Annotated in this window: 20 protein-coding genes, 1 tRNA gene and 1 pseudogene; 15 read left to right on the forward strand and 7 right to left on the reverse strand. The window is 58.5% G+C overall.

The genetic code is table 11. The annotated features are described in order from the left end of the window. Positions 1-12: 12 nt before the first annotated feature. The gene (locus tag HCU66_RS17310; protein ID WP_205889625.1) at positions 13-963 is read left to right on the forward strand and encodes an alpha-E domain-containing protein; all 951 of its coding nucleotides are present in this window, start codon (positions 13-15) and stop codon (positions 961-963) included. Continuing rightward, on the forward strand, positions 960-1,769 hold the full coding sequence (locus HCU66_RS17315; protein ID WP_205889626.1) for a transglutaminase family protein: 810 nt from the start codon (positions 960-962) through the stop codon (positions 1,767-1,769). The genes HCU66_RS17310 and HCU66_RS17315 overlap by 4 nt, the downstream gene beginning before the upstream one ends. A gap of 136 nt (positions 1,770-1,905) precedes the next feature. On the opposite strand, the gene HCU66_RS17320 is transcribed toward HCU66_RS17315, so the two are convergent. Next, on the reverse strand, positions 1,906-2,733 hold the full coding sequence (locus tag HCU66_RS17320; protein WP_205889627.1) for a c-type cytochrome: 828 nt from the start codon (positions 2,731-2,733) through the stop codon (positions 1,906-1,908). Positions 2,734-3,311: 578 nt separating this feature from the next. On the opposite strand from HCU66_RS17320, the gene HCU66_RS17325 reads away from it, so the two are divergent. The 3 genes from HCU66_RS17325 (at position 3,312) to HCU66_RS17335 (ending at position 7,522) form a co-directional block, all read left to right on the forward strand. Continuing rightward, the gene (locus HCU66_RS17325) at positions 3,312-4,517 is read left to right on the forward strand and encodes an acetyl-CoA C-acetyltransferase (RefSeq protein WP_205889628.1); all 1,206 of its coding nucleotides are present in this window, start codon (positions 3,312-3,314) and stop codon (positions 4,515-4,517) included. A 38-nt stretch (positions 4,518-4,555) separates the two neighbouring features. Beyond that, complete coding sequence (locus tag HCU66_RS17330; RefSeq protein WP_205889629.1) at positions 4,556-6,700, forward strand: 3-hydroxyacyl-CoA dehydrogenase NAD-binding domain-containing protein; 2,145 nt, start codon at positions 4,556-4,558, stop codon at positions 6,698-6,700. A gap of 108 nt (positions 6,701-6,808) precedes the next feature. Continuing rightward, complete coding sequence (locus tag HCU66_RS17335; protein ID WP_205889630.1) at positions 6,809-7,522, forward strand: amidotransferase; 714 nt, start codon at positions 6,809-6,811, stop codon at positions 7,520-7,522. A 103-nt stretch (positions 7,523-7,625) separates the two neighbouring features. Here the strand turns inward: HCU66_RS17335 and HCU66_RS17340 are convergent, their stop codons facing one another. From HCU66_RS17340 to HCU66_RS17350, 3 genes are all read right to left on the reverse strand, one after another. Next, the gene (locus HCU66_RS17340; RefSeq protein WP_205889631.1) at positions 7,626-8,597 is read right to left on the reverse strand and encodes a magnesium and cobalt transport protein CorA; all 972 of its coding nucleotides are present in this window, start codon (positions 8,595-8,597) and stop codon (positions 7,626-7,628) included. Positions 8,598-8,746: 149 nt separating this feature from the next. Next, positions 8,747-9,469, reverse strand: coding sequence for a lysophospholipid acyltransferase family protein (locus HCU66_RS17345; RefSeq protein WP_205889632.1), 723 nt, complete (start codon positions 9,467-9,469; stop codon positions 8,747-8,749). Between the two features lie 212 nt (positions 9,470-9,681). Continuing rightward, positions 9,682-10,371 (reverse strand): crotonase/enoyl-CoA hydratase family protein, encoded by a 690-nt coding sequence (locus HCU66_RS17350; RefSeq protein WP_205889633.1) that lies wholly within the window; start codon positions 10,369-10,371, stop codon positions 9,682-9,684. Between the two features lie 308 nt (positions 10,372-10,679). Between HCU66_RS17350 and HCU66_RS17355 the strand changes: the two genes are divergently transcribed. Beyond that, a tRNA-Ser gene (locus HCU66_RS17355) sits at positions 10,680-10,769 on the forward strand. Between the two features lie 115 nt (positions 10,770-10,884). Here the strand turns inward: HCU66_RS17355 and HCU66_RS17360 are convergent. Continuing rightward, a complete protein-coding gene (locus tag HCU66_RS17360) occupies positions 10,885-11,841 on the reverse strand; it encodes a cupin domain-containing protein (RefSeq protein ID WP_205889634.1) in 957 nt (318 codons plus the stop codon). Positions 11,842-12,040: 199 nt separating this feature from the next. Here HCU66_RS17360 and HCU66_RS17365 point away from each other — a divergent pair, with 199 nt between their 5' ends. From HCU66_RS17365 to HCU66_RS17400, 9 genes are all read left to right on the forward strand, one after another. Beyond that, positions 12,041-12,994 carry a diiron oxygenase gene (locus HCU66_RS17365; protein WP_205889635.1) on the forward strand — a complete coding sequence of 318 codons (954 nt, stop codon included), beginning with the start codon at positions 12,041-12,043 and terminating at the stop codon, positions 12,992-12,994. 222 nt (positions 12,995-13,216) lie between these two features. Then, complete coding sequence (locus HCU66_RS17370) at positions 13,217-13,840, forward strand: eCIS core domain-containing protein (RefSeq protein ID WP_241015539.1); 624 nt, start codon at positions 13,217-13,219, stop codon at positions 13,838-13,840. A gap of 56 nt (positions 13,841-13,896) precedes the next feature. Beyond that, positions 13,897-14,217, forward strand: coding sequence for a YbjQ family protein (locus HCU66_RS17375; protein WP_007902143.1), 321 nt, complete (start codon positions 13,897-13,899; stop codon positions 14,215-14,217). Positions 14,218-14,384: 167 nt separating this feature from the next. Then, entirely contained in the window at positions 14,385-14,579 is a 195-nt protein-coding gene (locus HCU66_RS27105) for a hypothetical protein (RefSeq protein ID WP_241015540.1), read from the forward strand. Positions 14,580-14,927: 348 nt separating this feature from the next. Continuing rightward, positions 14,928-15,293 carry a glycine zipper domain-containing protein gene (locus HCU66_RS17380; protein ID WP_007940778.1) on the forward strand — a complete coding sequence of 122 codons (366 nt, stop codon included), beginning with the start codon at positions 14,928-14,930 and terminating at the stop codon, positions 15,291-15,293. Between the two features lie 184 nt (positions 15,294-15,477). Then, entirely contained in the window at positions 15,478-15,903 is a 426-nt protein-coding gene (locus HCU66_RS17385) for a glycine zipper domain-containing protein (RefSeq protein ID WP_205889636.1), read from the forward strand. Between the two features lie 129 nt (positions 15,904-16,032). Beyond that, complete coding sequence (locus tag HCU66_RS17390) at positions 16,033-16,203, forward strand: hypothetical protein (protein WP_205889637.1); 171 nt, start codon at positions 16,033-16,035, stop codon at positions 16,201-16,203. A 102-nt stretch (positions 16,204-16,305) separates the two neighbouring features. Beyond that, positions 16,306-16,521 (forward strand): hypothetical protein, encoded by a 216-nt coding sequence (locus tag HCU66_RS17395; RefSeq protein WP_205889638.1) that lies wholly within the window; start codon positions 16,306-16,308, stop codon positions 16,519-16,521. Between the two features lie 101 nt (positions 16,522-16,622). Beyond that, positions 16,623-16,973 (forward strand): hypothetical protein, encoded by a 351-nt coding sequence (locus tag HCU66_RS17400; protein WP_205889639.1) that lies wholly within the window; start codon positions 16,623-16,625, stop codon positions 16,971-16,973. Positions 16,974-17,066: 93 nt separating this feature from the next. Here HCU66_RS17400 and HCU66_RS17405 read toward each other — a convergent pair whose 3' ends face one another. Next, complete coding sequence (locus tag HCU66_RS17405; protein ID WP_205889640.1) at positions 17,067-17,465, reverse strand: hypothetical protein; 399 nt, start codon at positions 17,463-17,465, stop codon at positions 17,067-17,069. Between the two features lie 3 nt (positions 17,466-17,468). Beyond that, positions 17,469-20,187: pseudogene (locus tag HCU66_RS27385) on the reverse strand (RHS repeat-associated core domain-containing protein); the annotation flags it as partial.

Genomic DNA, 20,187 nt, shown 5'->3' on the forward strand with positions numbered 1-20,187 from the left:
AGGAAGCCTGCCATGTTAAGTAGAACTGCCTCGGATCTGTATTGGATGTCGCGTTACCTGGAGCGCGCGGAAAACCTCGCCCGGATGCTCGACATCAGTTATTCGCTGTCACTGATGCCCCAGGACGGTCGTGGCGACGGCTTGCACGAACTCGCCATGCCGTTGCTGATCACCGGCACCCTGGACGATTACCTGGAGCGCCACGGTGAGCTGCACGCCGAACGGCTGCTGCATTTCTTCGCCCTGGATGCGGCCAACCCGGCGAGCATCTACAGTTGCCTCGGCGCTGCGCGGGTCAGCGCCCATGCGGTGCGTGGGCGAATCACCGCCGACATGTGGGAAAACATCAACGCCACCTGGCTGGAAATTCGCGGAATCGCCGAGCAGGGCTTGAGCCGCTACGGGATGAGCCGTTTCTGTGAGTGGATCAAGGAACGTTCCCACCTGTTCCGTGGCGCATCCTACGGCACGATCATGCGTAACGACGCGTTTCGGTTCATTCGTCTGGGCACCTTTATCGAAAGGGCGGACAACACGCTGCGCCTGCTCGATGCCCGTTATGAAATGGCCGGCGATCAAGCCGAAGCGGTCAGCGATGGCACGGCTCACGCGTATTACCAGTGGAGCGCCTTGTTGCGGGCCTTGTCCTCGTTCGAGGCCTATACCGAGATCTATCGCGACGCCCCCGGCGCCCGGCATGTGGCCGAGCTGTTGCTGTTGCGCGCCGACGTGCCGCGATCCCTGCGCGCCTGCACCGAAGAAATCGATCAGATCCTCGCGCAACTATCGGGGACCAACGGTCGTCCTGCCCAGCGTTTGGCGGCAGAGATGGACGCACGCCTGCGCTACACCGGCATCAACGAAATCCTCGACGAAGGCCTGCACGCCTGGCTGACCGAGTTCATCCCGCTGGTGCGCCAGTTGGGCAACGCCATACACAGTTCCTATCTGGAGGCTGCATGAGACTTTCCATTAGCCACGAAACCACCTATCACTACGAAGATCAGGTGCGGGCGAGCATCCAGTACTTGCGACTGACCCCCCACGACAGCGAGCGCCAGCACGTGCTCAGTTGGCAGCTCGACCTGCCGCGCCCGGTGCGCGCGCAACTCGATCCGTTCGGCAACATACTGCATGTGCTGACCCTGGACGAACCTCACGAGGCGATCATCATCGGCGCCCGTGGCCAGGTGGACATTGATGAATTGCGCGAAGCCGAGCATGAAAGCCAGTCGGCGCTGCCGTTCCTGCGCTTCACGCGCCTGACCGAAGCCGACGAGGCCCTGCGTGCGTTTGCTGCGAAGGCGTGCAGACAACGCCGGGATCGCACGGCGCTGATCGATTTGATGCATGGCCTGAACCAGCACATGACCTACACGCCGGGTTCCACCGAAGTGGACACCAGCGCCGCTCAGGCCTTCGCCGGGCGTTCCGGGGTCTGCCAGGATCACACCCATGCGTTTCTCGCCTGCGCCCGCAGCCTGGGCATTCCTTCGCGTTATGTATCGGGGTATTTGTACAGCGAGAACAGCGAACACCTGGCCAGTCACGCCTGGGCTGAAGCCTGGCTGGATGACGCCTGGTACAGCTTCGACGTAACCAATGAGCTGGCCCGTCCTGAGCGTCACCTGAAACTGGCCGTGGGCCTGGACTATCTCGACGCCTGCCCGGTGCGCGGCATGCGCCGTGGCGGTGGGGGCGAGCAGATGCATGCCAAGGTGTTGGTTTCGCCGACGCCTGCGCCGGTGATCTCGGTGCAGCAGCAGTAACCCCTCACCTGATCGTTCCCACGCTCCGCGTGGGAATGCCTCCACGGACGCTCCGCGTTCGGCTTTGGATGTGTGACGCGGAGCGTCACGGGCTGCATTCCCACGCAGAGCGTGGGAACGATCATCAGGTGGGTGTTTACTTGGCCGAAGACACCTTACGCCCCGCCATGTGCTTCAAATACCCCACCAACATCTCCAGATCCCCCTCCGGCAACACCGTCGTCGAGAACGCCGGCATCTTCGCCTGCGGCCACTGGCGCAAACTCTGTGGATCACGGATGTAACGCTTGAGGAAATCCGCGCCGAAATACTCGGTCGGGTTGAACGGAATATTCAGGTCCGGTCCGAACTGCGCATCCCCCGCGCCATTGAGTCGATGACAGGCCAGGCAGTTCTTCTGAAACAGCGCAAAACCCTTGTTCACCGGATGGTCCGCCTTCAGCGCAGGATCGGGCAACAGGGCAGGGAAACGCTCGGCCACCGGAGCCATGCGCTTGATACTCGCCACTTCGAATGGCCATTGCTCGGGGCTGATATTGCCCGCCTGTGGATCGGTCCAGACCAGATAGAACGGCCCTGCACTGTGCTTGCCCTCGGACAGCGGCGGCCACGGCTTGGCCGGGTCTTCAATCGCCAGCCACGCCCGAGCGCCCTGGGTATTGAGCAACGGTGCGGCGGCCAGTTCGGCGGCAAAACCGTCCAGGGCAATGGCTTGCAGGTGATCGTCAGGCTTGATGCCCGTCAACAACGCCGCCAACGGCACGGCGCGATAGCTCATGTCCCGTTTGTAGGAAACGTCGTTAGTGATCGTGATGGTCTGAACCTGAGGATGCTTGAGCAATTGCTCGGTCTGCCAGGTGCGAGGGCTCGCGCCCAGCTCAAGATTCAGCTGCGCGGCAGACAGAGGCATGCTGAACAGCAAGGCCCCAAACAGAGTGAGCGCTTTCAAGTGATCGTCGTCCATGTCGTGCAAGTGCCACAAAGATTGGCACAGCCATGCTGGCTCGGATAGCGAGCCAATCACTTTTTTAATCTGACGAAATGAACACCCGATGTTCGATCAGCCAAGCACCTTGGTCAGGTTCGGCAAAATCAACAACAGCGTAGTGGCAAATAGAATGAGACCGGCTTGACGTACTTTCGATTGCTTGAACATGGCTTGACCGCCTTTTTGTTATTTCCTGATGCCTGCCTGCCTATCTCCATGACGGCAGCGCACTGCACTTCCTTGTAGAACGAGTGCCTCGGCAAAACCCGACGACAACTTCGTACAGCTTTACATTAGGGCCAGCGTCACCCTTGTCTTAGATCCATTTCGTATGGTCTAAGTACTTATCGCTGTTAAAAAGGCATGAGGCCTATGGCCAGCTTGTTGGGCGCCCGTTTGCTAGACAGCTTGGTGACATGAATCGATTTATCCGATAGCTGACTACCGTTCGTCTGAGCGTGAGCGTCAACGCCAATGAGCACTGTGGTCATTGTATCCCCGGCTGCTCGGCATAAGGTGAGGGCATAAAGATCACCATCAGGTTCGAGGCCGTCATGACCCAAGCTTTGATATTCGACGCGTTACGCACGCCCCGTGGCAAAGGCAAGGCCAATGGCGCGTTGCACAGCGTCAAGCCCGTTCACCTGGTGGCCGGGTTGTTGACGGCGCTGCAGCGGCGCACGTCCCTGGACACCAGTCAAGTCGATGACGTGGTGCTCGGCTGCGTCACACCCATTGGCGATCAGGGCGCCGACATCGCCAAGACCGCCACTCAGGTGGCTGATTGGGATGTCAGCGTGGCCGGCATGCAGCTCAACCGCTTCTGCGCCTCGGGCCTGGAAGCGGTGAACCTGGGCGCGATGAAAGTGCGTTCCGGTTTCGAAGATCTGGTGGTGGTCGGTGGCGTCGAGTCGATGTCCCGCGTGCCCATGGGCAGCGACGGCGGGGCCTGGGCGCTGGACCCGGAAACCAACTTGCACAACCATTTCACGCCCCAGGGCGTGGGCGCCGACCTGATTGCCACCATCGAAGGCTTCAGCCGCCAGGACGTCGATGCCTTCGCCTTGCACTCCCAGCAGAAGGCTGCACGGGCGCGGGCGAACGGTTCGTTCAACAAGTCGCTGGTGCCGGTGCAGGACCAGAACGGCATCATCCTGCTCGATCACGATGAGTTCATTCGCGCCGAATCGACGATGGAAGGTCTGGGCACGCTCAAGCCGAGCTTCGAAATGATCGGGCAAATGGGCTTCGACGCCACGGCACTGCGGGTGTACAGCCAGGTGGAGCGGATCAACCACGTTCATACGCCGGGTAACAGCTCCGGGATCGTCGATGGCGCGGCGCTGATGCTGATCGGCTCCGAGGCCCGCGGCCGGGCGCTGGGTTTGCATCCGCGAGCGCGGATCGTTGCCACGGCGGTCACCAGCACCGACCCGACCATCATGCTCACCGGCCCCGCGCCGGCCACCCGCAAGGCGCTGGCCAAGGCCGGGCTGCGGGTCGAAGACATCGACCTGTTCGAAGTCAACGAAGCGTTCGCCTCGGTGGTGCTCAAGTTCATCAAAGACATGGCCATCGATCCGGACAAGGTCAACGTCAACGGCGGTTCCATTGCCATGGGCCACCCGCTCGGCGCCACCGGCTGCGCGATTCTCGGCACGCTGCTCGATGAACTGGAAACCCGGCGCCTGCGCTATGGCCTGGCGACATTGTGTGTCGGCGGCGGCATGGGCATTGCCACCATCATCGAACGCCTCTGAGCCTGCCTTTAAGAAAATCCGACTCAAGGAAAATTGCCATGACCCAAGCCATTCGTTACGAAAAGGGCCAGGACCGGATCGTCGTTCTGACCATCGACATGCCGGGCCAGAGCGCCAACACCATGAACGCGGTCTACCGTGAGGCCATGGCCGCCTGCGTCGAGCGCCTCGTCGCCGACAAGGATGCGATTGCCGGCGTGATCATCACCTCGGCCAAGAAAACCTTCTTCGCCGGCGGCGACCTCAACGAACTGATCAAGGTCAGCAAGCCCGAAGCCAAAGCCTTTTACGACATGGTGCTGACCCTCAAGGGCCAGTTGCGCACCCTGGAAACCCTCGGCAAACCGGTGGTCGCCGCCATTAACGGCGCGGCGCTCGGCGGCGGCTGGGAAATCTGCCTGGCGTGCCATCATCGTGTGGCGCTGGACAATCCGTCAGTGTTGCTCGGCCTGCCGGAAGTCACCCTCGGCCTGTTGCCAGGCGGCGGTGGAGTGGTGCGCATGGTGCGCATGCTGGGCATTGAAAAAGCCCTGCCCTATCTGCTTGAAGGCAAAAAAATCCGGCCGCAACAGGCGTTGCAGGCACGATTGATCGACGAGTTGGCAGCCGATCACGATGAGCTAATGGCCAAGGCTCGGGCGTGGATTGTCGCGCACCCGACTGCGATACAGCGCTGGGACGTGAAGGGTTATCAGATCCCCGGTGGCACGCCGTCGGATCCCAAAGTCATGCAGATGCTGGCCATCACACCGTCGATCCTGCGCAGCAAAACCCAGGGCTGTCTGCCCGCGCCGGAGAAAATCCTCTGCGCCGCGGTGGAGGGCGCCCAGGTGGATTTCGACACGGCGCATCTGATCGAAACCCGCTACTTCACCGAACTGACCACCGGCCAGGTGTCGAAAAACCTCATCGGCACGTTCTGGTTCCAGCTCAATGAGATCAATGCCGGCGGTTCGCGGCCTCAGGGCATCGCACCTTATGTGACGAAGAAAGTCGGCGTGCTTGGCGCCGGGATGATGGGCGCGGGCATCGCGTTTGTCAGCGCCTCGGCCGGCATCGACGTGGTGCTCAAAGACATCAACCTCGCCGCGGCAGAGAAGGGCAAGGCCCACTCGGCGGCGTTGCTCGACAAGAAGGTTGCGCGCGGTCAACTGAGTCGGGAGCAACGCGAGGCGATTCTGACGCGAATCCAGACCACCGAAAACGATGCGGACCTGGCCGGTTGCGATTTGATCATCGAAGCGGTGTTTGAAGATCGCGAACTGAAAGCCAGGGTCTCATCGGCGGCACAAACCGTCGTCGGCCCGGATGCGGTCATCGCTTCCAACACCTCGACCTTGCCGATCAGCGGCCTGGCCACCGCCGTGCCGGACCAGAGCAAATTCATCGGCCTGCATTTCTTCAGCCCCGTGGAGAAAATGCCGTTGGTGGAAATCATCAAAGGTGCCCGTACCAGCAACGAAACCCTGGCTCGCGGTTTCGATTTCGTTTTGCAAATCAAGAAAACCCCGATTGTGGTCAACGACAGTCGCGGCTTCTTTACCTCGCGGGTGTTCGGCACCTTCACCAACGAAGGCATCGCCATGCTTGGCGAAGGCGTGAGCGCGCCGATGATCGAGACCGAGGCGCGCAAGGCCGGCATGCCCGTCGGGCCTCTGGCGATCTCCGACGAAGTTTCCCTCAGCCTCATGAGCCATATCCGCCAGCAAACCGCCAAAGACTTGCAAGCGGAAGGGAAAACGCTGATTGAGCACCCGGCGTTCGCCGTGATTGACTTGCTGCTCAAGGAATTCAAGCGTCCGGGCAAGGCCGCTGGAGGGGGGTTCTACGATTACCCGACCGCAGGTCAGAAGCATTTGTGGCCGGAGCTGAAAACCCGCTTCGAGAAAACCGATGGGCAGATTTCACCGAAGGACGTGCGCGATCGACTGCTGTTCATCCAAGCCATCGAAACCGTGCGCTGTGTGGAGGAGGGCGTGCTGACCTCAACGGCGGATGCCAACGTCGGCTCGATCTTCGGCATCGGCTTCGCGGCCTGGACCGGCGGTGCGCTGCAATTCATCAACCAGTACGGCGTGAAAGACTTCGTCGCCCGCGCCCAGTACCTGGCCGAACAGTATGGCGAGCGCTTCACACCGCCTGCGCTGTTGCTGGAGAAAGCCGCCAAGGACGCGCTGTTCTAAGGGGACGTTCTAAGGGACCGATGACACATCCCAGGGCTTGCCTTGCTACCGTGTTTCAAGGCAGGCTCTGGGGTGTGCATTATCCCCATCACGTGTCAGGTATTTTTTATGTCGTTACGCATCTGCATTCTGGAAACCGACATCCTGCGTCCGGAACTGGTCGATCAATATCAGGGTTACGGGCAGATGTTCCAGCGTCTGTTTTCGCAGCAACCCATCGCGGCCGAATTCACCGTGTACAACGTGATGCAGGGCGATTATCCCAGTGATGATGAGATCTTCGATGCGTATCTGGTTACCGGCAGCAAGGCCGATTCCTTCGGCACCGACCCGTGGATTCAAACCCTCAAGACGTACCTGCTGAAACGCTACGAGCGCGGTGACAAGCTGCTGGGCGTGTGCTTCGGCCATCAACTGCTGGCACTGTTGTTGGGCGGCAAGAGCGAACGGGCGACCCAGGGCTGGGGCGTCGGCACCCACAAATACAAACTCGCGGCCAAGGCGCCGTGGATGAGCCCGGTGAGGGAAGAACTGACGCTGCTGATCAGCCATCAGGATCAGGTCACCGCGCTGCCGGAAAACGCTACGGTGATTGCCTCGAGCGATTTCTGCCCGTTCGCCGCGTATCACATCAACGATCAGGTGCTGTGCTTCCAGGGGCATCCGGAGTTCATTCACGATTACTCTAAGGCGCTGCTGGATATCCGTCAGGAGCATTTGGGCGAGCAGGTTTATCAGAAGGGCGTGGAGAGCCTGGAGCATCCACACCATGGCACGACCGTTGCGGAATGGATGATGCGGTTTGTGGCGCATAAGCCGTAGGAGCGAGGCTTGCCCGCGAATTTCGCAGACGCCTCGGTCCTTGTTGATCGTTCCCACGCGCAGCAAAGGAATGCATCCCGTGACGCTCTGCGTCACACCATACTCACAACCACCCCGACCGCTTGAAACTCGCCCACAAACCGACGCACCCAACGGTGATAAAACCCAGCACCGCAAAATACCCGTAATGCCAAGTCAACTCCGGCATGTCCTCGAAGTTCATCCCGTAGATCCCGGCCACCGCCGTCGGAAACGCCAGAATCGCCGCCCACGCCGCAAACTTGCGTTGCACCACGCTCTGGCGCGACGCCTCCAGCAACACCCCGACCTCGATAGTCTGACTGGCAATGTCCGCCAGGGTCGTGAGATCTTCCATCTGCCGCGTGACATGAATCTGCACATCGCGGAAGTACGGTTTCATGTTCTTGTCGATGAACGGAAAGCTCAGATTTTGCAGTTCCTCACCGATCTCCACCATCGGCGCCGCAAACCGGCGCAAGCGCAATACATCGCGACGCAGGCCGTGGAGTTTCTGGATATCGCGTTCGTTCAGGGAACCGCAGAGGACATTGGTCTCCAGCTCATCGATCTCGGCATGAATTGCTTCGCCCATCGGCTGGTAGTTTTCAATCACGAAATCGAGGATGGCATAGAGTACGAAATCTTCCCCATGCTCCAGCAATAGCGGCCGCGCCTCACAACGCTGTCGGACATGGGCGTAGGACGCCGAATGACCGTTACGTGCGGTAATGATGTAGCCCTTGCCGGCGAAGATATGAGTCTCGATGAACTGCAGTTTGCCTTCATTGCGGATCGGCGAATACGTGACGATAAACAGCGCGTCGCCAAACGTTTCCAGCTTCGGCCGACTGTGTTTTTCCAACGCGTCTTCGATGGCCAGTTCGTGCAGGTTGAACTGGCGTTGCAAATTGAACAGCTCCTCGGCGTTCGGCTCTTCCAGACCAATCCACACAAAGTGACCGGGTTTGGCAGCCCAGGCAGCGCCTTCGTCGAGGGTGATATTGGTGACTTTCTTACCGGCGCTGTAAACCGCAGCAGCAACGACTCTACCCATGATGGTGATTCACTTCTTATTGGCCGTTTTCTATTGGTAACGACTGGCGATGCCAGGCAGGATTGAGCTTAACCTTGTCTACTGTTTGAGAGTCAGCTAAATCTGCAGAGTTCGCAGGCAAAAGAAAACCCGCGCAGGGCGGGTTTCTTTCAGGCGGCTTGCAGTTGCCGATCCATCGAGTCGATGCACTCACGCATCTGCTCACGGCACTGGGCGATCAGCATCGGCATGTCATCCAGGCTCAATCCAGCCGTAGGAATCGCCGGCAGCGAACGGATCAGAATCTTCCCACTGCGCCAGCGGTTCAATCGCATGTGTTTGACGTAACTGCTGACACACACCGGCACGATTGGCACGCCGGCGGCAATCGCCATCTGGAAGGCGCCTTTCTTGAACGGCAACAGCTCTTCACCCAGGTTGCGCGTGCCCTCGGGGAAGACCCAGATCGAAGTGTCTTCATTCTGCAAGGTGTGAGTGGTGGCCAGCATCGACTGACGTGCCTTGTGCGCATTGCCGCGGTCGATCAGCACATTGCCCGCCAGCCAGAACAACTGCCCGAACAGCGGCACCCACTTCAAGCTCTTCTTGCCAATGCACACGGTGCGGCGGGGCACCACGTTGCCGAACACAAACAGATCGTAGTTGGACTGGTGGTTGGCGACGATCACGCAGCTGTCGGGTTTATCCATCAACGGTCCGACATCGGCCTTCACCCGCAAACGCAAAATACACATCGCCGGCCATGCATACAGACGCGCACATAAACGACTGTTGTCCGGATTGAACGGGCGGCACAGCCCGAGAATCACTCCGAGCACACCGGCCAGAATAAAGTGCAGGCCCATCAACAACATACGAAACACAAACAGCATTTAAAGGCCCACCAGGACAAAAGGTGGCGCAGTGTACGGATGTGCACTGTTTTCGGCAATTACCGCTATAGAAGAGGGGGATGGCCGATGTTTGCGCGCATATTTCGACTTATTGGTCAGATGCGGCCTAGAGCGGTTGTAAGGTTTTAAACCCGACACGCAAGAAAAAGCCCGACACGACGGTCGGGCTTTTCGGTACAACGCACGAGGGCTTAACCCATATGCTCCTGATCCAGGATGATCGCGTTGTCCAGCGTCTCCAGCAGCGCCTTGCGCACTTTGAGCTTGGTGTTCTTGTGGGCGATCATGTTGAGCTTCTTCAACTGACGAGCCGCCGCCAGCGCCGCGCCTTGCAGCTCTTCGGCCGACACCACCACATCAAGGAAACCGGCATCCACGGCACTCGGCGGATTGAACATCTCGGCATTGATCACCGCGCGATGGAACGCCGACTTGCGCAGACGATCACGGGCCAGCTCGATACCGGCGTGGTGCATGGTCATGCCGATCTGCACTTCGTTCAGCCCAATGCTGAACGGGCCGTCGACACCAATGCGGTAGTCAGCCGACAACAGAATGAACGCACCCTTGGCCACTGCGTGCCCAGGGCAGGCCACGACCACCGGGAACGGGTGCGACAGCAGACGACGAGCCAGGGTCGAACCGGCGGCCACCAGCGCCATGGCTTCGTTAGGGCCGGCCGTCATCACCTTCAGGTCATAACCACCCGACAAAATCCCCGGCTGACCGGTAATGATCACCACCGCCCGATCCGCCACCGCCCGATCCAGCGCCGCGTTAAACGCAACAATCACGTCCGGAGAGATGGCATTGACCTTGCCATTGCTCAAGGTCAGGGTCGCGATACCGTCTTCGAGATGGTAGGAAATCAACTCACTCATGACGCCAATCCTTCTAATAAAGTAGGGCAGACGTTACCCACCGCTGTAGGCCAGGTAAAGCGCCGTGACTGACCCGCCAGTCACCCTTTCCCCACCCACCAGGCGTCGCCCGCCATGTCCGCCGCGCATTGGCCTCTATATAGAAGAGGATGCGAAGCCGGAGATTGGCGGGTTTGCCATGCCCTTCAGCGCCAAGAAAGCGTTAATTGCGTTAACCGCATGAAAATTCTGAAAAAAACCTTTGCCATCGGAAAAGCTTTCGACTACATTAGCGCGCCTCGACAGACTGAATGCGTTTGACGAGATACGGTGAAGTGTCCGAGTGGCTTAAGGAGCACGCCTGGAAAGTGTGTATACAGGAAACTGTATCGAGAGTTCGAATCTCTCCTTCACCGCCACATTCGATGTACACAAAACCCCTGATTTCGAGAGAAGTCAGGGGTTTTGTGGTTTCTGGCGTCTGAAAAAGGGCGATAGGGGACCACGCTGGGAATCCATCGACACCGCAACTTCTCAGGCTGATTGTCTGCGCCAGGTGCCGGGTGATGTGCCGAACTGGCGTTTGAATGCGCGACTGAATGCGGCTTCGGACTCGTAGCCAACTGCAAAGCCAATTTGCGCCACATTGCCGCGACCTTCGCGCAGGTGTTGAGCCGCCACGTGCATGCGCCAGAGCGTCAGGTATTGCATCGGTGGCTGTCCGACCAATGCGGTGAATCGCTCCGCGAATACCGAGCGTGACATGCCCACTTCAACCGCCAGGGCTTCTGCTGTCCAGCCCTCGGTTGGACGAGCATGGAGCAGCGCCAGTGCGCGCCCGATATGCGGATCTCGCAAACCCGCCAGCCATCCGCGTCGCTCAGCGGGGAGGCTGGCGACATACTGGCTGACGGCTTCGACGAATAGCAATTCGGACAGCTTGGCGATGACCGTTGCCGAGCCGACGCGTCCCGCCGCGATTTCACTGACAGCGAAGCGGAATGAGCTTTCGATCCAGGTGCCCGAAGCCGTCGCGCGCAGGTCCAGTTTCAATAAGGGTGGCAGCGACGAAAGCAACGGACTGAAGGGCGTTTCGGAGCCGAGGAATCCGCACAATAACTGCGTGGTCTCGCCGCCCCCACCGTACTTGATTCGTGAAATGCCGCCGACGTCTGGCGGCTGGATGACTTCCCTCGCCGGCATGGGCGCAATGCTCAGGTCACTGCCAAACGAATGAGCGTCATTGCAAGGAAGCAGAACGAGTTCGCCTGCCCCCACGTCGAGGGTGGCACCACCGTCTATTCGTATTTGCATGTGCCCCGCGGCGACAAAATGCGACGCAATGATATGTCGGGGTGCCGCCAGGAACGGTTTGCAATCATCCGCCGAGATTCTGCCGTTGATGCACCAGGGCGCAGTGAGTTCCGCCTCGAGGAAGACCCCTCCAGACAGCCGAATCACACGCAAGACATCAGAAAGCGCATCCAACACTGGCCCGTCCTCTTTTCCGGACTCCGGAGCAGGTATTCAGGCGCACCAGTCATTCACCGCCTGAACTGCGAGCCCTAGATTAGCACCAACGCGGACTCAGAGATCGAGGCTGTCCCCAGAGCCTTCCCCCATGGTCATTGGCTCCGACGTCAACCGTAATTGCCCCATTCCAACTCAACCAGGGCAGCAGGAGATCTATATGAACACCGTCGTTACCATACCCGGCCCAGAGTCGGGCAACGCCGCCCGATATGCTCAAATGGTCAGATCATCGAAAAAAACCGAATGGCAGATCGATCGCGATTTGCTGCAGGACCGGGGTTTCGACTTCTCGCGCAAATTCTTGCCCGATGGGCTCTCGCAGATCGACCGCCTGACCTTTCTCGCCGAGGCCGAGGCACGCCTGCTCAGTCAGATTCAGGGCCGAACCTATGCGTATATCTTTGGCCTGGTCGAGCGTTTCATCAGTGCCAAAATGCTCGATCAAGGTCGGGCCCATGTATTTGACAATCAGCTCGCACTCGAAGCGCTGGTGCGCTTTTCCAACGACGAGATCAAGCACCAGGAGTTGTTCCGGCGCATGGAGACGATGATGGGTTCGCAATTGCCGGCGGGATATCGTCAAGTTGCCGATCCAAACGATGTGGCGCGTGCGGTACTTGCGGCCAGCACTTGGTCGGTGCTGGCGCTGACCTGTCATATCGAGCTGTTTGTTCAGGCGCACTACGTACAGAGCATCGCGCCGCGCGAGGAGTTGTGCCCCCTGTTCAAGGATGTCTTCAAATTTCACTGGAAGGATGAAAGCCGGCACGTCGTACTCGATGAACTGGAGTGGATGGCTGAGCACGCGAAACTCTCGCCAGCCGAGTGCGACCAGGCAGTGAGTGATCTGATTGCGCTGGTGGCGGCCGTCGACGCAATCCTGCAGGCACAATCGGCAGCCGATGCCGGCTACTTTATTCGAAATGTCTCACGACCGTTCAGTGTCGATGAGACAGCGCAAATCAATGCCTGCGTGCTGAGCGCCTACCGTTGGCAATACATTATCTCGGGTGTGCAGCATCCTCACTTTGGCCGGCTGCTTACTGGCATGACAACGCCAGCACAGATGTCCAGGATTCAGGCCGCACTGGCACCCATCATGAGCCATTGATCGACAGCGCGCGACCGGCTGCTCGTCGGTCGCGCGGCTGTGAACGCGACGGGTAGAAACGGCCAAGCACGGCCTTTCAGGTAATGTGGGAAATGGCCTGAAAAAGCTGTGGGCTCTGAAGGCAACAAACGGTGGCCGCTACGGTCATACGCGTGGTTGGACACCGGGTGCGAGAAGCCAAAAGCATCACCTGCCGACTGCCATTACCTCTGGGAGAACCAATTGTCAGCTGTCTTTACGCGTCAAGTTTTCCGGTTAGCAGCATTGCTCTTTTCCGTTGGCACTTCGTCTTCTATCTACGCCTGCCCAAAAGGGCAGTACGAAGTCTGCGTGGTCGCTTGTTTTTGTGCTCCAGGCTCCAAAGAGGAAAACGGGGCGATCTTTGAAAGCATGAACCAAATGGCTTCCACTGGATTACAGAATTGGATTGTGCAATCGCGCAACGCCGCGGCAACTGGTGATATTCGGACGATCCCGCTGAATATCCGAGCCCAGCTCGAACCCTACTATGACATTCAAGTGCTTGATTCGGCTCGCTACAAGGTAGGTGATGATGTGGAGCTCAACGCCGCAAACACCATGCTGCAGAATCCCGATGTCACTGCAGTCACCCTGATCGACATCATCGTCTTTCGCAATCCCGATGATGCACTTAACAATGTCGCGCTGTGGGCGCATGAATTGAAGCACGTGCAGCAGTACCTGCAATGGGGTGTTGGGGAGTTCTCTACTCGCTATACCCGTGATTACACAGCCGTCGAGGCGCCTGCTTACCAGATTCAAACCCAGGTAGCCAAAGCGCTAAGAGCCAGCGTGGTCCAGTCAGAGCCTTCTCGATATCCTTGAGTTCAAAGCTTCCCGTTGTTTCAGCCAATCGATGCAGTTCTAAACAAGGACATCTCATGATCACCACCACTACTCACACCATCGAAGGCCGGCAAATCACCGCCTACCTGGACATCGTCAGCGCCGAATCGGTGCAGGGCGTTAATGTGATCCGCGATTTGTTCGCCGGAATGCGGGACTTTTTCGGTGGGCGTTCTCAGACGTTGGAGCGGGCATTGAAGGATGCGCGGATTCAGGCGACCGATGAGATCAAGGAGCGAGCGCGGGCGCTTCAGGCGGATGCGGTGGTGGGGCTCGATTATGAGATCAGCATGCCGGCCGGCAAGGGTGGCATGGTGGTGGTGTTTGTGACCGGGACGGCGGTCAAGCTGAGGTAGGTCGCTGTAAGCCGATCCTGGGGCGCGGTGCTGGCCATTCGTCGGGCATGTAACGATCTGAATCACAAGTCCGGGAATGACCGGCTAGTCTCAAAAACCAGGGTGGTCGATATTTTTCAGGCAAAAAGGGCTTGCCGGTATCGACCCGTTTTGAGAGGAGCGAAGATATGGCTGAGCCGTATATCGAAGACGACGGGGCAGAGTTTCCGATCAATAATTGCGTACAGTGTGGTCAGACGGACTATGTGCCGAGCTTCGGTGAAGACCGTATCCAAATCAACAAAATCAAATCTGCAGTGCCTCGAACCCGAGGGCCGAAATCGAAATTCATGCCCAAGCTGGGGGCGCCCTCCAGGAAGTAACAGTGAACAGCACGAACCCCGCCATTGAGCGGGGTTTCTTGTTTTTGAAGGGTGGAAAGCGTGGCTCGGTGGCCGAGCTGAGAAATGTCCTACAACTTTGCGAGCATTGGTGACTATTTTCACAAACTTTTCACACCTGCCTGCGTAGGCTCAACTCATCCGTTAGAAAGCAGTACCCTGGCCCGTCTCCCCAGCGGGCTTTTTTTTGCCTGTCATAAAACCTTTTGCATAAACGCTGTCCAACCGTCGCCAATGGTGAGGTTGTTCCGGTTTTGTGTCTGGACTTTGCCTCCTCTAAAGCATTCAATCTCCAGCCTTTCCGTTTCCCCTTTTTTTGAGGTTCTTGTCATGCGTTTAACACTGCCTGCTCTGGTTCTGGGCCTTTTGGTTGCTCAAGGTGCGATGGCTGCCGGTGACGGTACGGCCGCGCTGGGTGGTGGTCTGGGTGGCGCGCTGGGTAATGTGGTTGGCCAGAAAATGGGCGGCAGCACCGGTGCAGCGATCGGTGCTGGCGTAGCGGGCGCAGCCGGCAGCGCTGTTGCAGCGCGCAAAGGCAGCCGCACCAAAGCGGCCATCGGCGGCGGTGTTGGCGCGGCGGGCGGTTCGATAATCGGCAACAGCCTGGGCGGCAAGACCGGTTCCACCATCGGCGCCGGCCTGGGCGGTGCATTGGGCGGCGGCGTGGGCAGCAATCTGTCCAAAAAGGGTCACTGATCCTGAAGGTCAGCTGAAAAAGCCCGGCTCGATGCCGGGCTTTTTCGTTTTGGAACGTTTCTCCAGCATGTGGCTCAAATCTCGTACAGTCGGTATTTGATTTGCTGTTCAACAGACGCAAATGCCAGGCTGAGGCCTATCCGCGGCACGTTCCTCCCCAATGCGGAAATTAGAGGTGCATATCATGCGTTTGACATTGTCTACGGTGTTTTTGGGACTTTTGATCGCTCAGGGTGCAATGGCGGCCGGGGACGGCGACGCTGCAGTCGGTGGTGGTCTTGGCGGTGTGTTGGGCAACGTAGTCGGCGGCCAACTGGGCGGCAGCACCGGAGCAGCGGTGGGCGCTGGCGTCGGCGGTGCGGCAGGCAGTGCGGTCGGTGCGCACAAGGGCAGTCGTACAGAAGCGGCCGTTGGCGGTGGTCTCGGCGCGGCGAGCGGTTCGGTGATCGGCAACAGCCTGGGCGGCGCCACGGGTTCGGCCATTGGCGCAGGCGTGGGCGGTGCAGCTGGTGGCGCGGTGGGCAGCAGCCTGGGTGATGACCGCGGTAGTTCGCATTCCGGTGGCGGCTACTACAAACACAAGCATAAAAATAAGTACAAGCATCGCTAACTCGATATCGAGTGACAGTAAAAACCCGGTCGAGTGCCGGGTTTTTCGTTTCTGTCGATCGGACTCTGGAACGTTTGGCGGTAGGATGTTTCGAATTGCATATACACCCCGAACGTTGCGAGGCTTGCCATGACCCCGGAAACCGAAGACAAGGACGAAGAAGGCCCGATCAACGATCCCGGCAACGAAGATCCGGGGTCTCTGATGGACGACGCCACGGTGCCGCTCAACGATGCCGATGATGCAGGCGACGTGGGTAACTTAGAGAATGATGAGTATGACGAGGAAGACGACGAGTGATTTTGCGGTAGGACCGACCTCGATCCTTTTGATCGATCCGCATCTATCGTGTTGTCCTCGAACGTCAAGGATCTGCATTTCAGGTCCATTGAGAGGTGCGTTATGAACGCTGACCCGAAAGACTCCGATATCGACGATACCCCCGAATATCCGCTGCCTTCCCCGACTAACCCCCTAAGTCGCGACCAGCGCCCGCCCGACGATGACGACACTGCTGTGGAGCAGGTGCCCACCGATAAAGTGAAGCGCACTAGTGTGGAAACCGACCCGGAAGACCCGGACATTACCGGTGATGATGCCTCGGGCGAACCGAGCTGAAACCTGCGTGGTGGTGCATCGCCGCTTGTCGATTGCGCGGCACCTTTAGAAAGCGATCACTGCCACAGATCAGGTGAAGCACTCTTTAAAGGAGATGCACCATGATCAGGTCAAAACTGACGGCGCTGACGGTGGTCGGCTTATTGTCGATCAGTTCGTTGGCGGCGTTTGCACAATCTTCAGGCCGCGATGCGCCGGTCGACAAGGGCGGGATGCCGCCCTATTCGGAAATGAATGCGGGTACCTCGGATGGGAAAGTACCACTACCGGACACCATTGGTGGTGGGAATGGTGGCGATGCTAATGGGAGTAGCACTAACCCGGGGGAGGGAAGCGGGTTGATGAAAGGTGGAGGTTCGATGGGGAGTGGTTCTGGAAGTGGGTCTGGAGAGTCAGGTGGTTCTGGGGCGAGTGGAGAGGGGACAGGTAAAGCCGGTAGTTCGGGCGGCTAAGTCGGATTCTGTACCGTAGAACTGAGCCCAGCGTCTAGCTGGGCTTCGGTGTTTTTCACAGTCCCAGATATCCTGACCTCTTTTCTCGACTCGCTACTCCTCTGCAATATCTGATTCAAACCAGCGTATAAAGAAGTCTCTCTGAACCTCTGGATCGTTCGTAAGATTATTTTCTTCATAGTCAAAAATATTTACCAGATCATTCCTTGTTGCATACTTGCCTAGTGTGAGTTCATATGCTTTTACCCCGAGCGACATCTGTGAGGACATGCTGGAAGGGTGTACGTTTATTTTTGCTCCTTTGCACAGGAAAACTACATTGCAGTGCTCTTTTCTGATATTGCCAAGGCACTCGTAAAAATCTCCCCCTGCATAAGTTTTGCTATATCCATCCTCCAACACAAAATTAATAGTCAGCGCTTCCGAATCGCAGAAAAGTTTCGCGATTTGGCGTCTGCCGTTTTTGATTATCACAATTTCTACGCTATCCACTTTCTATTTCCTGTTCGGATTTAAGGTGGTGTAACTAGTAGGGCGACCATCAGCGCCAATAGGCGTAACACCGAGAATATCTTCCCTTTTTATTCCACCTTGAATTGCTATCTCCCTTTCATTACTAAATTTGTATTTTTTTCCAAGTTCCTTTACTAGATCTCTACCTGGAATCATTCGCATGGTGTACAAAAAACCACTTCTCATATTGAACTTTGTCGCGAAATCAATTCCAACTTCTATTTTCGGAGAAGTACTAACAAAATTGCTCGGTGGATTTTTGCTGTCAAGTGAGTGAAGCAGCAAATCATTGCTGTCGCCCTTGGTTTTAAAGCCCTGATAAAAAATTTCATCTGGATGGCGACTATCTCCACGGTATAAATACTTTTCTTCCGGATATGAGGGAAGTTGAGCATCCCCCTCATCAACCCCACCTTACCCGCCGGATCCTCATCCCCAAACGACGGCTTCCTGCACCCATCCGCCCCAGGACAATCACTCAACCCCAGCGGATCAACCCAGCCCGCCGGATTACGCGTGTACTGATACCCGTTTAACCCTCCCGCCAACTTGCTCGGATCCGGGGTCAAGTACCGTCCGATATCCGGATTGTAGTAGCGATGCCGGTTGTAATGCAGGCCGGTTTCGGCGTCGAAATACTGCCCTTGATAGCGCAGCGGCTGGTCGAGGACCTGGTGGGTGTCGCGGTTGAGGCGGGTGAGGCGGCCATAGGCGGTGTATCGGGCAGCCCAGATGATGTCGCCGCCGTAGTCGGTGAGTTCCTGCGGGGTGCCGAGGTGGTCAAGTTGATAGTAGAACGGGCAGGCCTGGCGCGGGCCTTTGCCGTCGAGCATGGCCAGCGGGCGGAAGCTGCCCGGCTCATAAACGTAACTGCGGTAATGCTCGCGGCTGCTTTCGGCGACAAGATGGTCGCCCTGCCAGAAGAACTCGGTGGTTTTGCCATCGACGGTTTTGGCGATGCGGCGACCGAAGGCGTCGTAGCGGTAGCTGGAGCAGCGGCCATCCGGGGTGGTGACGCCGATCAGCCGGTGTTGGCAGTCGTAGCGGTACTCGGTGACGAGTTTTTGTCCGGTACCGCGGCGTTCGCGGATCAGGTTGCCGAAGGCGTCGTAGTCGTAATGGCGGTCGCCCTGCATCAATAGGCGATTGCCTTTGACGGTGACGGGGCCAGGCCGGTCCTGCATCAGCAGGTTGCCGGCCGGGTCGTGGGCGTAGCTTTCCGGCTGTTGGTCGCGAGAGTGGCGGACGCGGATCAGTCGATTGAGGGGGTCGTACTGATAGCTGCGCTGACCATGGCGGGTGTCGGCGATGCTGTAGAGATTGCCATTGAGGCTGTAGGCATAGTCGCGACGGTAGAGAGGATGTTGGTGCTGGCCGACAGCGTGGGCCTTCAAGCGGCCCTGTTCGTCGTAGGCATATTCGCTGAGCAGCAAACCCTGTTGGCGGTTTTGTTCGCGGCCGGCGAGGAAGGTATGCGACGTCAACCGCGTGCCATTGAGGTCGATGGCCGTCAGCGCGCCACCCTTGGCATGGTGATAATCGAGTTTGCTGCCGTCCGGCAGCCGAAGGCGGTTGAGCTGGCCGCAGGCGTCGTAGCCATAGCGCAAGGTGCCCCAGCCCTGGTGTTCGGTAATCAGGCGGTCCTGCTGGTCGTACTCGAATTCCAGCGGATGATCGTGACCGTCGTCGACGCTGGTCAGTCGGCCCAGCGAGTCGTAGCGGTATTCGACCTGGACTCCGTCGGGCAGGGTCTTGGTCAAGAGGCGTCCGGCGGCATCCCGCTCATAAGCCGTCACCAACTGCGAGCCGTCATCGCCGAACTCGGTTTTCTCCAGCAGGTGGCCGTTGAGGTCGTAGGCGTAGGCGGTGCGGCGGCCGTCGAAGCCGGTTTCCTGGCGGATCAGGCCGCTGGGCGTGTAGTCCAGCCGATAGTGTTCGCCGGATTCGTTTTCGATTTCCGTGAGCAGCAATTGCGCGTTGTCGTAGCGATAACGCAACTGCGTGCCGTCGGGATTGATCCGGCGACTGACCAAATGCAAATCGTCGGCATACTCGTAGCGCGTGACGCGACCCAGTTCATCGCGCTCGGCGGTGAGCTTGCCGTAGGCGTTGTAGCTGAACCCGCGCACGGCCCCAGTGGGCAGCGCGGTCTGGATCAGTCGACCAACGGCATCCCATTGGTACTGGGTGATCGCACCGTGTTCGTCCTGGCGGGTCGTCTGTCGCCCCAGCGCATCGTAGGAAAAATGCCGCTGACCACCGTCCGGCAAGGTCTCTTCGAGCAACTGCCCCAAGGCATTCCAGACGAACAGATGCCGACTGGTGTCCGGGTAGCGGATCGACAGCAAGCGGCCTTGTTCGTCGTAGTGGTAATGGGTGACGTGGCCGTGGGGATCGGTGGCCTCGGTGACATCCCCCTGGGCATTGCGCTGGTATTTCCACACCGCCTTCCCGTGATAGCGCGCATGCAGGAAACCGTTGCGGTATTCGTAGGCCGTTGGTTCGTCTGCCGGTGGAATCAGCGCCACCAAGCGTCCGACGTCGTCGTAGCGGTATTCGGTGACGGCCCCCAGCGGATCCTGTTCGGCAATCAGCCGTCCGCTGTCGTCGTAGGTCTTGAGCTGCTCGCCACCATCTGGCGTGACCCGGCGCACCAGCCGCGCCCGATCATCGTGGACGTAAACCTCTTCGCTGCCATCGA

Source organism: Pseudomonas frederiksbergensis, from assembly GCF_017114915.1.
GTDB classification, from domain to species: domain Bacteria; phylum Pseudomonadota; class Gammaproteobacteria; order Pseudomonadales; family Pseudomonadaceae; genus Aquipseudomonas; species Aquipseudomonas frederiksbergensis_I.

Bases quoted from the DNA above. Each gene is read 5' to 3' on its own strand.
- HCU66_RS17310 (WP_205889625.1), top strand. From the start codon at position 13: ATGTTAAGTAGAACTGCCTCGGATCTGTATTGGATGTCGCGTTACCTG.
- HCU66_RS17315 (WP_205889626.1), top strand. From the start codon at position 960: ATGAGACTTTCCATTAGCCACGAAACCACCTATCACTACGAAGATCAG.
- HCU66_RS17320 (WP_205889627.1), bottom strand. From the start codon at position 2,733: ATGGACGACGATCACTTGAAAGCGCTCACTCTGTTTGGGGCCTTGCTG.
- HCU66_RS17325 (WP_205889628.1), top strand. From the start codon at position 3,312: ATGACCCAAGCTTTGATATTCGACGCGTTACGCACGCCCCGTGGCAAA.
- HCU66_RS17330 (WP_205889629.1), top strand. From the start codon at position 4,556: ATGACCCAAGCCATTCGTTACGAAAAGGGCCAGGACCGGATCGTCGTT.
- HCU66_RS17335 (WP_205889630.1), top strand. From the start codon at position 6,809: ATGTCGTTACGCATCTGCATTCTGGAAACCGACATCCTGCGTCCGGAA.
- HCU66_RS17340 (WP_205889631.1), bottom strand. From the start codon at position 8,597: ATGGGTAGAGTCGTTGCTGCTGCGGTTTACAGCGCCGGTAAGAAAGTC.
- HCU66_RS17345 (WP_205889632.1), bottom strand. From the start codon at position 9,469: ATGCTGTTTGTGTTTCGTATGTTGTTGATGGGCCTGCACTTTATTCTG.
- HCU66_RS17350 (WP_205889633.1), bottom strand. From the start codon at position 10,371: ATGAGTGAGTTGATTTCCTACCATCTCGAAGACGGTATCGCGACCCTG.
- HCU66_RS17365 (WP_205889635.1), top strand. From the start codon at position 12,041: ATGAACACCGTCGTTACCATACCCGGCCCAGAGTCGGGCAACGCCGCC.
- HCU66_RS17375 (WP_007902143.1), top strand. From the start codon at position 13,897: ATGATCACCACCACTACTCACACCATCGAAGGCCGGCAAATCACCGCC.
- HCU66_RS27105 (WP_241015540.1), top strand. From the start codon at position 14,385: ATGGCTGAGCCGTATATCGAAGACGACGGGGCAGAGTTTCCGATCAAT.
- HCU66_RS17380 (WP_007940778.1), top strand. From the start codon at position 14,928: ATGCGTTTAACACTGCCTGCTCTGGTTCTGGGCCTTTTGGTTGCTCAA.
- HCU66_RS17385 (WP_205889636.1), top strand. From the start codon at position 15,478: ATGCGTTTGACATTGTCTACGGTGTTTTTGGGACTTTTGATCGCTCAG.
- HCU66_RS17390 (WP_205889637.1), top strand. From the start codon at position 16,033: ATGACCCCGGAAACCGAAGACAAGGACGAAGAAGGCCCGATCAACGAT.
- HCU66_RS17395 (WP_205889638.1), top strand. From the start codon at position 16,306: ATGAACGCTGACCCGAAAGACTCCGATATCGACGATACCCCCGAATAT.
- HCU66_RS17400 (WP_205889639.1), top strand. From the start codon at position 16,623: ATGATCAGGTCAAAACTGACGGCGCTGACGGTGGTCGGCTTATTGTCG.